General features: G+C 62.2%; 12 protein-coding genes and 1 pseudogene. 9 read left to right on the forward strand and 4 right to left on the reverse strand.

Features of this window, described 5'->3' with window-relative positions; translation table 11 throughout:
• The first annotated feature begins 55 nt into the window (after positions 1–55).
• Positions 56–1,633 (forward strand): glutamine-hydrolyzing GMP synthase, encoded by a 1,578-nt coding sequence (guaA, locus tag J3P85_RS04845; RefSeq protein ID WP_045155136.1) that lies wholly within the window; start codon positions 56–58, stop codon positions 1,631–1,633.
• 86 nt (positions 1,634–1,719) lie between these two features.
• Here the strand turns inward: guaA and J3P85_RS04850 are convergent.
• Positions 1,720–1,803 (reverse strand): annotated as a pseudogene (locus J3P85_RS04850) (winged helix-turn-helix transcriptional regulator); the annotation flags it as partial.
• Between the two features lie 427 nt (positions 1,804–2,230).
• Between J3P85_RS04850 and J3P85_RS04855 the strand changes: the two are divergent.
• Positions 2,231–2,464, forward strand: a complete 234-nt coding sequence (locus tag J3P85_RS04855) for a hypothetical protein (protein ID WP_434705075.1) — start codon at positions 2,231–2,233, stop codon at positions 2,462–2,464.
• Between the two features lie 84 nt (positions 2,465–2,548).
• Here the strand turns inward: J3P85_RS04855 and treR are convergent, their stop codons facing one another.
• Positions 2,549–3,253 carry a trehalose operon repressor gene (gene treR, locus J3P85_RS04860; protein WP_411386556.1) on the reverse strand — a complete coding sequence of 235 codons (705 nt, stop codon included), beginning with the start codon at positions 3,251–3,253 and terminating at the stop codon, positions 2,549–2,551.
• 243 nt (positions 3,254–3,496) lie between these two features.
• Here treR and treP point away from each other — a divergent pair, with 243 nt between their 5' ends.
• The 7 genes from treP (at position 3,497) to tadA (ending at position 13,040) form a co-directional block, all read left to right on the forward strand.
• Entirely contained in the window at positions 3,497–4,939 is a 1,443-nt protein-coding gene (gene treP / locus J3P85_RS04865; protein WP_434705076.1) for a PTS system trehalose-specific EIIBC component, read from the forward strand.
• Between the two features lie 72 nt (positions 4,940–5,011).
• Positions 5,012–6,658, forward strand: a complete 1,647-nt coding sequence (gene treC, locus J3P85_RS04870) for an alpha,alpha-phosphotrehalase (RefSeq protein ID WP_434705077.1) — start codon at positions 5,012–5,014, stop codon at positions 6,656–6,658.
• Positions 6,659–6,800: 142 nt separating this feature from the next.
• Positions 6,801–8,024 (forward strand): maltoporin, encoded by a 1,224-nt coding sequence (locus J3P85_RS04875; RefSeq protein WP_434705078.1) that lies wholly within the window; start codon positions 6,801–6,803, stop codon positions 8,022–8,024.
• A gap of 71 nt (positions 8,025–8,095) precedes the next feature.
• Complete coding sequence (gene ptsP, locus J3P85_RS04880) at positions 8,096–10,630, forward strand: phosphoenolpyruvate--protein phosphotransferase (RefSeq protein WP_434705079.1); 2,535 nt, start codon at positions 8,096–8,098, stop codon at positions 10,628–10,630.
• A gap of 2 nt (positions 10,631–10,632) precedes the next feature.
• Positions 10,633–10,923 (forward strand): PTS transporter subunit EIIB, encoded by a 291-nt coding sequence (locus tag J3P85_RS04885; protein WP_434705080.1) that lies wholly within the window; start codon positions 10,633–10,635, stop codon positions 10,921–10,923.
• A 243-nt stretch (positions 10,924–11,166) separates the two neighbouring features.
• Positions 11,167–12,543, forward strand: coding sequence for a multicopper oxidase family protein (locus J3P85_RS04890; RefSeq protein WP_434705081.1), 1,377 nt, complete (start codon positions 11,167–11,169; stop codon positions 12,541–12,543).
• On the forward strand, positions 12,543–13,040 hold the full coding sequence (gene tadA / locus J3P85_RS04895; protein WP_186705431.1) for a tRNA adenosine(34) deaminase TadA: 498 nt from the start codon (positions 12,543–12,545) through the stop codon (positions 13,038–13,040). The genes J3P85_RS04890 and tadA overlap by 1 nt, the downstream gene beginning before the upstream one ends.
• Positions 13,041–13,238: 198 nt before the next feature.
• On the opposite strand, the gene cmoB is transcribed toward tadA, so the two are convergent.
• On the reverse strand, positions 13,239–14,195 hold the full coding sequence (gene cmoB, locus J3P85_RS04900; protein ID WP_434705082.1) for a tRNA 5-methoxyuridine(34)/uridine 5-oxyacetic acid(34) synthase CmoB: 957 nt from the start codon (positions 14,193–14,195) through the stop codon (positions 13,239–13,241).
• Positions 14,192–14,935, reverse strand: a complete 744-nt coding sequence (cmoA, locus tag J3P85_RS04905) for a carboxy-S-adenosyl-L-methionine synthase CmoA (RefSeq protein ID WP_053118678.1) — start codon at positions 14,933–14,935, stop codon at positions 14,192–14,194. Before cmoA ends, cmoB begins: the two co-directional genes overlap by 4 nt.
• Positions 14,936–14,984 lie beyond the last annotated feature (49 nt).

Below are 14,984 nucleotides of genomic sequence, written 5' to 3' on the forward strand. Positions count from 1 at the left end.
CGGGGCTGTTCATTCAGCCCCGAGTTGTTTCTGATTCACTACATGAGAATGAGTCATGGCCCTCGACATTCACGCTCACCGCATCCTGATCCTCGACTTCGGTTCCCAGTACACCCAACTGATCGCCCGCCGCGTGCGTGAGATCGGCGTGTACTGCGAACTGCATCCGTTCGACATGGATGACGAAGCGATTCGCGAATTCGCTCCGAAAGGCGTCATCCTCGCCGGCGGCCCCGAGTCCGTGCACGAAGCCGACAGCCCGCGCTGCCCGCAAGCCGTGTTCGACCTGGGCGTGCCGGTCTTCGGTATCTGCTACGGCATGCAGACCATGGCTGAACAGCTGGGCGGCAAGGTCGAAGGTTCGGACCTGCGTGAGTTCGGTTACGCCCGCGTCGACGTGGTCGGCAAGAGCCGCCTGTTGGACGGTATCGAGGACCACGTCGACGCCGATGGCCTGTTCGGCCTCGACGTGTGGATGAGCCACGGTGACAAGGTCACCAAGATGCCGGAAGACTTCCACATCCTGGCCAGCACCCCGAGCTGCCCGATTGCCGGCATGTTCAACGATGACCGCCGCTACTACGGCGTGCAGTTCCACCCTGAAGTGACCCACACCAAGCAGGGTGGCCGGATCCTGTCGCGCTTTATCCTCGACATCTGCGGGTGCGAAGCCCTGTGGACCCCGTCGAAGATCGCTGAAGACGCCATCGCCCAGGTCCGCGCCCAGGTCGGCACCGACAACGTGCTGCTGGGCCTGTCCGGCGGCGTTGACTCGTCGGTGGTTGCCGCGCTGCTGCACAAGGCCATCGGCGACCAGCTGACCTGCGTGTTCGTTGACAACGGCCTGCTGCGCCTGCACGAGGGCGAGCAAGTGATGGCCATGTTCGCCGAGAACATGGGCGTCAAGGTGATCCGCGCCAACGCCGAAGAGCAGTTCCTGAACAACCTGGCCGGCGAGTCCGACCCGGAGAAGAAACGCAAGATCATCGGCCGCACCTTCATCGACGTGTTCGATGCCGAATCCTGCAAGCTGGACAACATCAAGTACCTGGCCCAGGGCACCATCTACCCCGACGTGATCGAGTCGGCCGGCGCCAAGAGTGGCAAGGCCCACGTGATCAAGTCCCACCACAACGTCGGTGGCCTGCCGGAAGAGATGAACCTCAAGCTGGTCGAGCCGCTGCGCGAACTGTTCAAGGACGAAGTGCGTCGCCTCGGCCTGGAACTGGGCCTGCCGTACGACATGGTCTACCGCCACCCATTCCCGGGCCCGGGCCTGGGCGTGCGGATCCTCGGTGAAGTGAAGAAGGAGTACGCCGACCTGCTGCGTCGCGCCGACCACATCTTCATCGAAGAACTGCGCAAGGCCGACTGGTACCACAAGGTCAGCCAGGCGTTCGTGGTGTTCCAACCGGTGAAATCCGTGGGCGTGGTCGGCGATGGCCGTCGCTACGCCTGGGTCGTGGCCCTGCGCGCCGTGGAAACCATCGACTTCATGACCGCGCGCTGGGCTCACCTGCCGTACGAGCTGCTGGAAACCGTTTCCGGGCGGATCATCAATGAAATCGAAGGCATTTCTCGCGTGACGTATGACGTGTCGAGCAAGCCGCCGGCGACGATTGAGTGGGAGTGATGGGGCGTCCGGCGCTGACCGGTAGCCACTAGCAAGAAACACCGCCTGAAGCCCGCTTAATTGCGGGCTTTTGGCGTTTTGGGGTTCGGCACCTCCTTGTAGTCGGTCCGCGCCAGCACGCGGTCGGCTTCCAGATACTTCAGTTGCTGGATCAGCACTTTGTCAGTGACGTGATGAGACTTGAAAGGCTCGCGTCATTGCCAGCCAAACACACAACCGTGGCGAGGGAGCTTGCTCCCGCTGAGGTGCGAAGCGCCCCTAATTCAAGCGGGTAGGATCAACCTGACACACCGCGATGAGGGTTTGGGACTGCTGCGCATCCCAGCGGGAGCAAGCTCCCTCGCCACAGGGATAGAGGCGGTTCCAAGCGGTCTGTGCCATCCATGCCAAATTTCCTATCGTTGTCCCTGGCTTGCCCACGTTTGTCCTTCGCTCCCTGTTAGGGAATGTCGCCTGGCGGTTCAGTCACCTTTCGCTACGATTCCCCGCCTCATCGGCCACCGAGAAATGCTTATCATCGGACGGCGAAGCCCCGCGGGAATTTCGCCGGCACGCCTCGCGAAATGCTGTCGCATAACGATGCTGAGAAACAGAACAATGGAATATACCTTTATCTTGAAATACCAGCTTGCTGAAGATAACCGTGACCCGGAAGAGCTGGTCGAGCGATTGGGTGAAGCTGGCTGCGACGATGCGCTGGTAGGCATTGGTCAGTCTGGGCGGCTGGCGCTTGAATTCACTCGTGATGCTCCCGATGCGGCTGAGGCAGTGCTTAGCGCTCTGGGCGACGTTCGCCAGGCGCTGCCGTCGGCCAAACTGATGCATTCGTGATGCAGTGGGCAACTAAGGAAACGGCGACATAGTTTGAACCCCTTCAGCATGCCCTATCCGTCACTCAAGCGGCCATCGCCGACCTCACCGCCGCGCCACATCCGAAAAATAAAACTTATCCAGCGTATGCCGCGATTCGGTGTACTCGAACTGCCGGCCGTCCTGTAGAAAAGTCTGGTTACTCACCACGATGACATGACTCTGGCCTTCGAGGTCCAGGTGCTGCTGGTCGTCCTTGCCGCAGCGGACCGCTTCGATGGTGCGCTGGGCGTAGGCGATTTGCAGTTGCAGGGTCTGTTCGATGAAGGCGTAGATCGACTGCACGGCGATGTCGCGGGTCAGGCCGGGGATCACGTCGCTGACGAAGTGGTTGATGTCCAGGATCACGCGCTTGCCGTCGATTCGCCGGACCCGCTTGATGCATGTGACCTGGCTGCCGGCGGGGGCCTTGATGTGCTCGAGCAGCGCGCCTTCCAACGGTAACTGGCTGAACTCGACCACTTCGGTACTGACGTCATTGCCCAGGCGCGGGTAGGTCTCCTGGAAACTGACGATGCCGCCGAGCTGGAATTCGATGGGCTGGGTGGACAGCACGAAGGTGCCCTTGCCATGGATCTTCTGGGCGAAGCCGCGCTCCTGGAGTTGTTCGATGGCCTTGCGCACCGTGCCACGACTGGCCTGATAGCTGTCCATCAATTCGGTTTCCGAAGGCAGGCGGGCGCCTCGCTCCAGGCGTTCGGTGGTAATGCTGGTCAGCAGATCGTTGTAGATCTGGTTGTATTTGCTCATGGGGGGCTCTGTACCGCGCTGTTCACCGGGGCGGAACCTTACGGGCCAAGTGGGGGATTTGTCCATTCAGCTGTCACCGTTTGACCACAGGAGCGTAGGACGTTTCCGGGGCATTCGGGGGCTCATCATAAACAAAAACACAACTCGTCTGTACGAGTTGTTGATTTAACTCGTACAGACGAGTACTTTCTCTTCCACGTGCTGTCGACTCTCAATAACAAGAATGACGCGGAAGAAAAAAGCATGAGCCACGATTACTCCAGAATCGCCAGCGAGCTGCTGCACAGCTTGGGTGGCGTCGACAATATCGAGCAGGCCGCCCACTGCGTGACGCGCCTGCGCCTGTCCCTCAAGGACGCGGCCCGGGTGGACAGTGCCACGCTGAACCAGATCGACCTGGTCAAGGGCTCGTTTTTCACCGGTGGCCTGTTCCAGGTGGTCATTGGCCCCGGCGAGGTGGAAAAGGTCTACGCCGCCCTGCGCGAGCTGACCGGCCTGGCCGCCGCGACCATCGCCGACGTCAAGCGCCAGGGCGCGCAGAAGGGCAACGGCATGCAACGCCTGGTGCGGGTGCTCTCCGATGTGTTCATGCCCATCCTGCCCGCCCTGGTGATCGCCGGCCTGCTGATGGGCGTCAACAACCTGCTGGGCGCCAAGGGCATGTTCATTGCCGGGCAGACGTTGCTCGATGCCTATCCGAACCTGGACGGCGTCTGGAGCCTGATCAATCTCATGGCCAATACCTCCTTCGTCTTTCTCCCGGCCTTGGTGGGCTGGTCGGCGGCCAAGCGTTTCGGTGGCAGTGAGATCCTTGGCATCGTGCTGGGCCTGATGCTCGTCCACCCGGACCTGCTCAACGCCTGGAACTACGGCAAGGCCGTGGCGGGACTGGACGGCCAGAGCCTGCCGTATTTCGATATCTTCGGCTGGTTCCAGATCGAGAAAGTCGGCTACCAGGGGCAGATCCTGCCCATCCTGCTGGCGGCCTATGTCATGAGCGTGATCGAGCGATGGTTGCGGGCCAGGGTGCCCAACGCGATCCAACTGCTCGTGATCCCCATCACCACCATCGTGATTACCGGGGTGCTGGCCCTCGCCATCATCGGTCCGGTCACCCGCCACCTGGGCATCCTGATCACCGAAGGCATGGTGGCGCTGTTCGACCTGGCACCGGTGATTGGCGGGGCGATCTTCGGCCTGCTTTATGCGCCGCTGGTGGTGACCGGCATGCACCACATGTTCCTGGCGGTGGACCTGCAATTGATCTCGACCCAGGGCGGCACTTTCATCTGGCCGATGATCGTCATGTCCAACCTGGCCCAGGGCAGCGCGGCGCTGGCGGTGTTCTACATGACCCGCAATGCGCGGGACAAGAGCATGGCGTCCACCTCGGCGATTTCCGCTTATTTCGGCATCACCGAACCAGCGATGTTCGGGGTCAACCTGCGCTACAAATTCCCCTTCTATTGCGCCCTGGCCGGCTCGGCCCTGGGCTGCATTTTCCTGTCGCTGAACAAGATCAAGGCCTCGGCGATTGGCGTGGGAGGCCTGCCGGGGTTCATTTCCATCGTGCCGGACTACATACCGATGTTCGTGGTCGGCATGGTCATCGCCATGAGCGTGCCCTTTGCCCTGACCTGCGCGTTGAGCATGAAGATCGTCCGGCCGGGCTATCGGGTGGCCTAAGCCCTGTGGGAGCCGGGCTCGCCCGCGATGAGGCCGGCAAGGCCAGTACCAAACAGACTGAAGGAAACGCACATGCAAGACTGGCAACGTTCGGTGATCTACCAGATCTATCCCAAGAGTTTCTACAGCCATGGCGGCCAGGCCACCGGTGATTTGCTGGGGGTGGTGGACAAGCTCGACTACTTGCACTGGCTGGGTGTGGACTACCTGTGGCTGACGCCGTTCCTGCGTTCGCCGCAACGGGACAATGGCTACGACATCAGCGACTACTACGCCATCGACCCCAGCTACGGCACCATGGCCGATTGCGAATTGCTGATCGCTGAAGCGCGCAAGCGCGGTATCAAGCTGATGCTCGACATCGTGGTCAATCACACCTCCATCGAGCACCCCTGGTTCCAGGCCGCCCGCAGCAGCCTCGACAACCCGTACCGCGATTTTTATATCTGGCGGGACCAGCCGAACACCTGGGAGTCCAAGTTCGGTGGCTCGGCCTGGGAATACGAAGCGCAGACCGGACAGTATTACCTGCACCTGTTCGACCATACCCAGGCCGACTTGAACTGGGACAACCCCCAGGTCCGCGCCGAAGTGTTCAAGATGATGCGTTTCTGGCGGGACAAGGGCGTGGGGGGCTTCCGTCTCGATGTGATCAACCTGATTTCCAAGCCGGCCGACTTTCCTGACGACCACACCGACGGCCGGCGTTTCTATACCGACGGCCCCAACGTGCATCGCTACTTGCAGGAAATGCACCGGGAAGTGTTCGAGGGTTTCGACCTGATCAACGTCGGCGAGATGTCGTCCACCAGCCTCGAGCACTGTGTTCGTTATTCGTGCCCGGCTTCCCGCGAACTGTCGATGACCTTCAATTTCCATCACCTGAAGGTGGATTATCCGAACCTGCAAAAGTGGGTGCGGGCCGACTTCGATTTTCTCGAACTCAAACGCATCCTGTCCGACTGGCAGGTCGGCATGCAGGCCGGTGACGGCTGGAATGCGCTGTTCTGGTGTAACCATGACCAGCCGCGAGTGGTGTCGCGGTTTGGTGACGACGGTGAGTACCGCGTGCCTTCGGCGAAGATGCTCGCCACGGCGTTGCACTTTCTCCAGGGCACGCCGTTCGTGTACCAAGGCGAAGAACTGGGCATGACCAATCCGGGTTTCGATCACATCGAGCAATACCGCGATGTGGAAACTCTGAACATCTATCGCCTCAAGCGCAACGCCGGGGTCTCCGAAGCCGAGGCCATGGCGCCAATCATGCAGAAGTCCCGTGACAACGGGCGCACGCCAATGCAATGGAGTGCCGGGCCGAACGCGGGGTTCAGTCGGGTCGAACCCTGGATTGGCGTGCCTGCCAACGCCGCGTTCATCAACGTCGAGCAACAACAAAAAGACGCGACCTCGGTGCTGCATTACTACCGCGAGCTGATCGCCCTGCGCCGCAGCGAAGCCTTGATCCAGGACGGCGTCTATCGCTTGCTATTGCCCGAACATCCCCACGTGTGGGCCTACCTGCGCGAAGGGCAGGGTGAGCGCTTGCTGGTGGTCAGCCATTTTTATGGGGGCGACTGCGAGGTGGAACTGCCCGAAGGGGTCCTCACCCAAGAGACGAAACAACGCTGGGTGATTGGTAACTACGAAGCGGGTGAACACCGATACCGACGGCTGCGCCTGCGGCCCTACGAGTCGTTCGTGCTGCACCTGAGCGACTGAATAGAAAACTTCCCCTGACCCAGGCAATGCCTGAAAGCGAACACGTTGCGCCAGACGCATCGTGGGCCCTTTGTCGCCGGCCAAACGGCAAACAAGGGGGAAGTCATGGAGCAAACAACAATAAGAAACAATGGAGAGGCGTATGAAAACAATAATAAACCGTGGCCTGGCCGCGTCCTGTATCTGCCTGGCCCTGCCGTTCCCGGTTCAGGCGCTGGAGTTTTCCGGTTATTTGCGCAGTGGCGTCGGCAGCGCGACCAATGGCCGTTCCCAATCCTGTTTCCAATTGCCTGGGGCACAGACCAAATATCGGTTGGGCAACGAGTGCGAGCAGTACGGGGAGTTGGAGCTGCGCCAGGACCTGTTCACCCTCGACGATGGCTCGGTGTTGAGCGTGGACGGCATGGCGTCGCTGTACAACCGCTACGACCGCACGCCGACCTTCCAGGGTGAAAACGGCGCGGCGCGCATGCCGCAGATGTATGCCCAATGGTCGAACATGCCCAGCCTGAACGGCGGGTCGTTGTGGGCCGGCCGGCGGTATTACAAACGCAACGACATCCATATTTCGGATTTCTACTACTGGAACCAGAGCGCCACCGGTGGCGGGATCGAGGACGTGCTGATCGGCGGGCTGAAATACAGCTACGCCTTCTCGCGCAAGGACAACCTCTACCAGAAAGACCCGGTCAACCGACATGACTTCAACGTCGCCGGTTTCAGGACCAACCCTGGCGGCGAGTTGGAATTTGGCTTGAGCTTCATCGACCGGGCGAACCGTCGTGACGCCCACCGCGGTTGGGCCCTGACCGCCCAGCATGTGCAACAGGACTTTCTGGGTGGCAAGAATAAACTGGCCTTGCAATACGGCGAGGGCCCCGGCACTGGGCTGGGTTATACCGGCGACACCGGGCTGGACGACAGCAACAAGAGCTATCGTCTGGTGGAGTTTTTCGATTGGCAGGTCACGCCGCGTTTCGGCGGGCAGGTGCAGGCGGTGTACCAGAAGGACATCCGCCCCGACGGCACCGACCAGGACTGGCTGTCACTGGGGGTTCGCCCGGCGTACGCCATCACTGATCAGTTCAAGCTGGTGGCCGAACTGGGCCACGACCAGGTGCTGGCCAACGATGGAACACGCAAGCTGAGCAAATTCACCTTTGCCCCCACCTGGTCGCCCAAGGGCCCGGAATTCTGGGCGCGCCCGGAAATACGGCTCTATTACACCTACGCCAGTTGGAACGCGGCGGCCCAGCGTGCAGCCAATGAGTTGGCGGCCGGCTCGGCGCTGTCCGACACCGGTGCGTTTGGTGGGGCGCGGCATGGTTCCAACGTGGGCCTGCAGGTCGAATACTGGTGGAAATGACCCGTGCAGGCGCGGGTCGCTGATCGGCGTGCCCGCGATGCGAAAAAGAACAGACAGCAGCAGGTGAAGTCATGAACACAACGCAATCCTTGCAATTGCTCGCACCGCTGTCCGGGGTCTTGATGCCTTTGGACAGCGTGCCGGATCCGGTTTTCTCCAGCCGTGTGGTGGGGGATGGCATTTGTATCGATCCGACCTCGCAAACCCTTTGCGCGCCGCTGTCCGGTGTCGTCGGCACGCTCCAGGACAGCGCCCATGCGGTGAGTATCACCGCTGACAATGGTGTCCAGGTGCTGATGCATATCGGCCTGGACACGGTCAACCTGGCGGGCAAGGGGTTTACCTCGCGGGTGACCATGGGGCAACGGGTCGAGGCCGGTCAGCCGTTGATCGATTTTGATGCCGACTACATCGCCTTGCACGCGCGCAGTCTGTTGACGCTGATGCTGGTGGTCAGTGGCGAACCCTTCAGCCTGCTCGTGGACGAGGCCACTTGCATCGAGAGCGGCGCGCCGCTGTTGCAGGTGCGCTCAGATGAGCAGGGAGCGGCCGACGAGGCGCAGCCGGGCACGGTGCTGTTTTCCCGGCGGCTGGTCGTGCCCAATGAAAGTGGCCTGCACGCCCGTCCCGCCGCGGTGTTCGCCCAGGCGGCCAAGGGCTTCGACGCCCATATCCAACTGCATAAGCAGCAAGCCAGCGCCAACGCCAAATCCCTGGTGGCGATCATGGCGTTGCAGACGGCCAAGGGCGACAGCGTGCAGATCAGCGCCGCCGGTGCCCAGGCTGGGCAGGCCATCGAAGCGCTGGAACAAATGCTGCTGTCAGGGTGCGGCGAAACAGTGCAAGCGCCGCTAACACTGGAGCCGATCACCGCCGTCGAACCGTCGATGCCCGGCCGGCTGCGGGGTGTCTGCGCATCGCCCGGCTCGGCGTTTGGTGAAGTGGTCCAGATCGCTTCCCAGGTCTTGGACATCGAGGCGGCGGGCGTCGGCATCGAGGCCGAGCAGGCGGCCCTGGATCAAGCACTGGAGCAGGCGACGCAAGCCTTGAAAGCATTACAGGGCGAGGCGGCAGGCAGTGTCCAGGCGCAGATTTTTCGTGCCCATCAAGAATTGCTCGAAGACCCCACCTTGCTGGAGCAGGCCCAAGCCTTGATCGCCGCGGGCAAGAGCGCGGCGTTCGCCTGGAAAACCGCCACCGAGGCAAGCGCTGCGCTGTTCCAGCAATTGGGCAGCGCTCTGCTGGCCGAGCGCGCAACGGACCTGGCCGATGTCGGGCAGCGGGTGCTCAAGTTGATCCTGGGCGTGCAGGACAACGCCTGGAACTTGCCCGAACAGGCGATTCTGGTGGCCGAGCAATTGACGCCCTCCCAGACCGCCAGCCTCGACACCTCACGCATCGCCGGGTTTGTCACCGTGGGCGGCGGCGCTACCAGCCATGTCGCGATCCTGGCCCGTGCGCTGGGCCTGCCCTCGTTGTGTGGCGTGGCGCAAGGCGTGTTGGCCTTGGATAACGGCACTCGGGTGTTGCTGGACGCTGATAGCGGTGAACTGCACGTGGACCCGGATCAGGCCTTGATCGAGCAACGCCAGGTCGCGGCTGAGCGGCAGCGCCAGCGACATCAGCGAGACCTGGAACAGTCGGCCCTGGCGGCTCGTACCCTGGACGGCCATCGAGTCGAGGTCAGTGCCAATGTCGGGTCGCTGCGAGACGTGGAGCAGGCCATGGCCCTCGGCGGCGAAGGTGTGGGACTGTTGCGCTCCGAACTGCTCTACCTGGATCGCGCCCACCCACCTGGCCACGACGAGCAAGCGACCCTGTACAGCGCCGTCGCCCGGGTTCTCGGACCTGAGCGCAACCTGGTGGTTCGCACCCTCGACGTGGGTGGGGACAAGCCGCTGGCTTACGTGCCGATGGCTCGTGAGGCCAACCCATTCCTGGGCATGCGCGGCATTCGCTTGTGCCTGGAGCGACCACAGCTATTGCGCGAACAATTCCGGGCAATTCTCGCCTGTTCGGGGCTGGCACGGTTGCACATCATGCTGCCCATGGTCACGCACCTGGCGGAGCTGCGCCTGGCGCGGCAAATGCTGGATGAAGAGGTCCGTCAGTTGGGACTCAAGCAGGCGCCGAAATTGGGCATCATGATCGAAGTGCCGGCGGCGGCGCTGATGGCCGATCTGTTTGCCCCTGAGGTGGATTTCTTTTCCATCGGCACCAACGACCTGACTCAATACACCCTGGCCATGGACCGTGACCATCCACGCCTGGCCAGCCAGGCCGACAGCCTGCACCCCTCGGTGTTGCGCCTGATCGCCCGTACCGCCGAGGCCGCTCGCGCCCATGGCAAATGGGTCGGAGTATGTGGCGCGCTGGCCTCGGAACCCCTGGCGGTGCCGCTGTTGTTGGGGTTGGGTGTGGACGAATTATCGGTCAGTGTGCCGCTGATTCCAGCGATCAAGGCCTGCGTGCGCGAATGGGATCTGAAGGAATGCCGCACGCTCGCTCAACAAGCCTTGGGCCAGGACAGCGCAGAGCAGGTGCGTGACCTCCTGCGTACTCACTCATCCACGGCCAACCCGGCCACCCTGGCCATGGAGCATTGAACATGTTCGACAAACTACAACAGGCGTTCTGGAAAGCCTTGACCCCGGACCTGGTCCCGGAAGAAGAGCCCAAGCGGCCGGCAGCGTTCGATGAGTTGGCGCCGGCCATCGTTGTCGCGTTGGGCGGCGCGGAAAACCTCAAGTCTCATCAGGCCGTGGCCTTGACGCGGCTGCGGGTGGAGCTGCGGGATGTGGCGCGGATCGATCGGGCCGGGTTGAGCGTTGCCGGTGTGACGGGGGTGATGATGCTGGACGACGGCGTGGTGCATCTGATTACAGGCCTGCCGGGCTAATTGTCGGGGGGCTGCTGCGCCCGAAGCGTCGGACCGGCCCAGCGGGAGCAAGCTCCCTCGCCACAAGGGCGCTTGCTCCCGCTGGGGGACGAGCGCTGAGCGCTCGATTCATTCTTCTGTCGGGAAATGACCACCACACGTTTTTTTCATCTTGGTTTCCTTACCGTTTCTCATCTGCGGGTGTATCGTATTCGCCTTTTGCGGGCCCAACGGTTCGCACGGATTCAATAGGTGGTTGCGTTCATGTCCTTTACCCGTCGCCAAATACTCGGTGGCCTGGCCGGTCTTGTTGTCGTTGGTGTGGGTGCAGGCGGCGCGTCGCGGTATTGGCTGGGGAAGATGGCTGATGCCGAGGCCGGTCACGACTATGAATTGATCGCCGCGCCTTTGGATGTGGAGCTGGTGGCCGGGCACAAGACCCAGGCCTGGGCGTTTGGCCCCTCGGCGCCGGGCACCGAGCTGCGGGTGCGCCAGGGCGAATGGTTGCGGGTTCGCTTCATCAATCACTTGCCGGTCGCCACCACCATTCACTGGCATGGGATTCGACTGCCGCTGGAGATGGACGGCGTGCCCTATGTCTCGCAACTGCCGGTGCTGCCGGGCGAGTATTTCGATTACAAATTCCGTGTGCCGGACGCCGGCAGCTATTGGTATCACCCCCACGTCAACAGCAGCGAAGAACTCGGGCGTGGGCTGGTGGGGCCGTTGATCATCGAAGAGCGCGAGCCCACCGGTTTCAAATACGAGCAGACCTTGAGCCTCAAGAGCTGGCATGTGGATGAGCAGGGCGAGTTTGTCGCGTTCAGCATTCCCCGCGAGGCGGCCCGTGGCGGCACGGCCGGGCGGCTGTCGACCATCAACGGCGTGCCACAAGCGGTGATCGACCTGCCGGCCGGGCAGATCACCCGGGTGCGTTTGCTCAACCTTGATAACACCCTGACTTACCGCATCAACATCCCCGGTGTTGAAGCGCAGATCTATGCGCTGGATGGCAACCCCATCGAACCGCGCCCGTTGGGCAAGGAATACTGGCTTGGCCCGGGCATGCGCATTTGCCTGGCGATCAAGGCACCGCCGGCTGGCGAGGCGTTATCGCTGCGCAACGGCCCGGTGCGCCTGGGTACGTTGCGCTCGGTGCCCAACAATGACGCGCCGACTCCATGGCCGCCAGCATTGCCGCCCAATCCGGTAGCCGAGCCGGACCTGGCCAATGCCGAGAAACTCAACTTCAATTTCGAATGGGTCGGCTCGGTGTCGGTGAATGTCGACAACGGCAAACCGCCGAGCCTGTGGCAAATCAACGGCAAGGCCTGGGACATCACCGACAAGACCTGCGCCGACCGGCCGATCGCCACGCTGAAGAAAGGCCAGAGCTACATTTTCGAATTGAAGAACATGACCCAGTACCAGCATCCGATCCATTTGCACGGCATGAGCTTCAAGGTGATTGCGTCGAACCGGCACAAGGTCGTGCCGTATTTCACCGATACCTACCTGCTGGGCAAGAACGAGCGGGCGCAGGTGGCGCTGGTGGCGGATAATCCAGGCGTGTGGATGTTCCACTGCCATGTGATCGACCACATGGAAACCGGCCTGATGGCCGCCATCGAGGTGGCGTGATGCGCCAGATTCGCCCCGCCAAGATCATCGACCGCAGCCGTGACCAGGACTTCATGCGCGAAGCCCTGGCCCTTGCCGCACAAGGCGCCGCCCTGGGCGAAGTGCCGGTGGGCGCAGTGCTGGTGCAGGACGGTGAGATCATCGGGCGCGGCTTCAATTGCCCGATCAGCGGTCACGACCCCAGCGCCCACGCCGAAATGGTCGCGATCCGCGCCGCCGCCCAGGCCGTGAGCAACTATCGCCTGCCCGGCAGCACGCTGTACGTGACGTTGGAACCGTGCAGTATGTGCGCCGGCCTGATCGTCCATTCACGCATCGCCCGGGTCGTCTATGGCGCCCTGGAGCCCAAGGCCGGCATCGTGCAGAGCCAGGGGCAGTTCTTCAGCCAGGGGTTCCTGAACCATCGGGTGCTGTTCGAGGGCGGGGTGTTGGCTGAGGAGTGCAGTACGGTGCTGAGTGAATTCTTCAAGGCTCGAAGAGCCAAATCGCAAGGTTGAACACATACCCTTGTGGCGAGGGAGCTTGCTCCCGCTGGGCTGCGCAGCAGCCCCAAACCATTCAACACAGTGCATCAGGAAAAATCGGTTGGCAGCTTTTACGACTGCTGCGCAGCCGAGCGGGAGCAAGCTCCCTCGCCACAATGATTGGCAGCCCTTAAGTGAGCAGGTTGTTCTCCCACAGAGGCCCCGGGCGATTTATTTACGCGCCACAATCACCGCCCGCATCGGCGCTGGCAGCCCTTCGATGGTCTTGCTGTGGTCGGCGGGGTCGAGGAAGTCGCTCAGGGACTGATATTTCATCCACTCGGTGCTGCGCTGTTCTTCGACGGTCGTCAGGCTCACGTCCACGCAACGCACATCGCTGAACCCGGCGCGGCGCAGCCAGCGTTCCAAGGCCGGGACCGATGGCAGGAACCACACGTTGCGCATCTGCGCGTAGCGGTCTTCGGGCACCAGCACCTGATGTTCGTCGCCTTCGATCACCAAGGTTTCCAGCACCAGTTCACCGCCCTTGACCAGGCAATCCTTCAAGGCCAGCAAGTGTTCGATCGGCGAGCGGCGGTGGTAGAACACGCCCATGGAAAACACGGTGTCGAAGCCTTCCAGTTCCGCTGGCAGGGCCTCGAAGGGGAACGGCAGATGCCAGGCGTTGGGCTGTGACAGGTAGCGCTGCACCGCCTGGAACTGGCAGAAGAACAGCCAGTTGGGGTCGACGCCGATCACCGTGTCGGCCCCGGCGCCGAGCATGCGCCACATGTAGTAACCGTTGCCGCAGCCCACATCGAGAATGCGCTTGCCCTTGAGATCCAAATGCGGCGCCACCCGCGACCACTTCCAGTCCGAGCGCCATTCAGTGTCCACGTGCACGCCGAACAGGTCGAACGGCCCTTTGCGCCAGGGTGACAGGCCCATTAGCGCGGTACGCATTTGCCCACGGGTTTCGTCGGAGCAATCAGCGTCGAGCGTCAGGCCGTTCAGCAGGTCGACGGTGGTGGGTTGCAAGACCGGCAGCGCATCGAGCGCGCTTTGCCAGCGCTCCAGGTCGCCGTGGCCCTTTTCCATCTTGCTGTCGAGTTGCGTCTGCAGCGTCGTGGCCCAATCGGCCAGGGGCGTGCCGGCCAGATGGCGGGCGAGGGGGGACAAATCGATCATGGCAGGGCAATCAACGAGGCGAAGTTAAGACACTGGAACCACGGCACGACTTTCGAGAACCCGGCCGCCAAGAGGCGCTCGCGGTGTTCTTCGAGGCTGTCGGGCTTCATGACGTTTTCGATGGCGCTGCGTTTCTGGGCAATTTCCAGTTCGCTGTAGCCGTTGGCGCGCTTGAACGCCACGTGCAGGTCGGTGAGCAGGGCGTGTTCCTCGGCGTCGTTGAAGCGTAGCTTTTCCGACAGGATCAGGGCGCCGCCTGGCAGCAGGGACTGGCGAATGCGGCTCAACAGTGCGGTGCGTTGGTCCGGCGCGATGAATTGCAGGGTGAAATTCAGCGCCACCACCGAGGCCGGCTGGAACGCCAGGGCGAGGATGTCGCCTTCGATCACTTCCACCGGCAGCAGCTCTTGGAACATCGAGTCCTGGCCGTTGAGGTATTCACGGCAGCGTTCGACCATCGCCGCCGAGTTATCCACCGCGATCACCCGGCAACCGTCGGTGCGCACATGACGGCGCAGGGCCTGGGTCACGGCGCCCAGGGACGAGCCAAGGTCGTAGAGCACGCTATTGGGCTGGGCGAATTGCGCGGCGAGCACGCCGAGGTTTTCGACGATGGTCGGGTAACCCGGCACGGAACGCTTGATCATGTCCGGGAACACCCGCACCACGTCCTCGTTGAAGGCGAAGTCCGGCACTTGGGCCAGGGGTTGGGCGAATAGACGATCGGGGTCTTTGCTCACGGCGGTTCCAGCGGCATGGGTGATGAAAAGGCCGGCATTTTAACCAAAA

The organism is Pseudomonas sp. Z1-12 (assembly GCF_051132015.1).
In the GTDB taxonomy this organism is placed as follows: Bacteria; Pseudomonadota; Gammaproteobacteria; order Pseudomonadales; family Pseudomonadaceae; genus Aquipseudomonas; species Aquipseudomonas zanjanensis.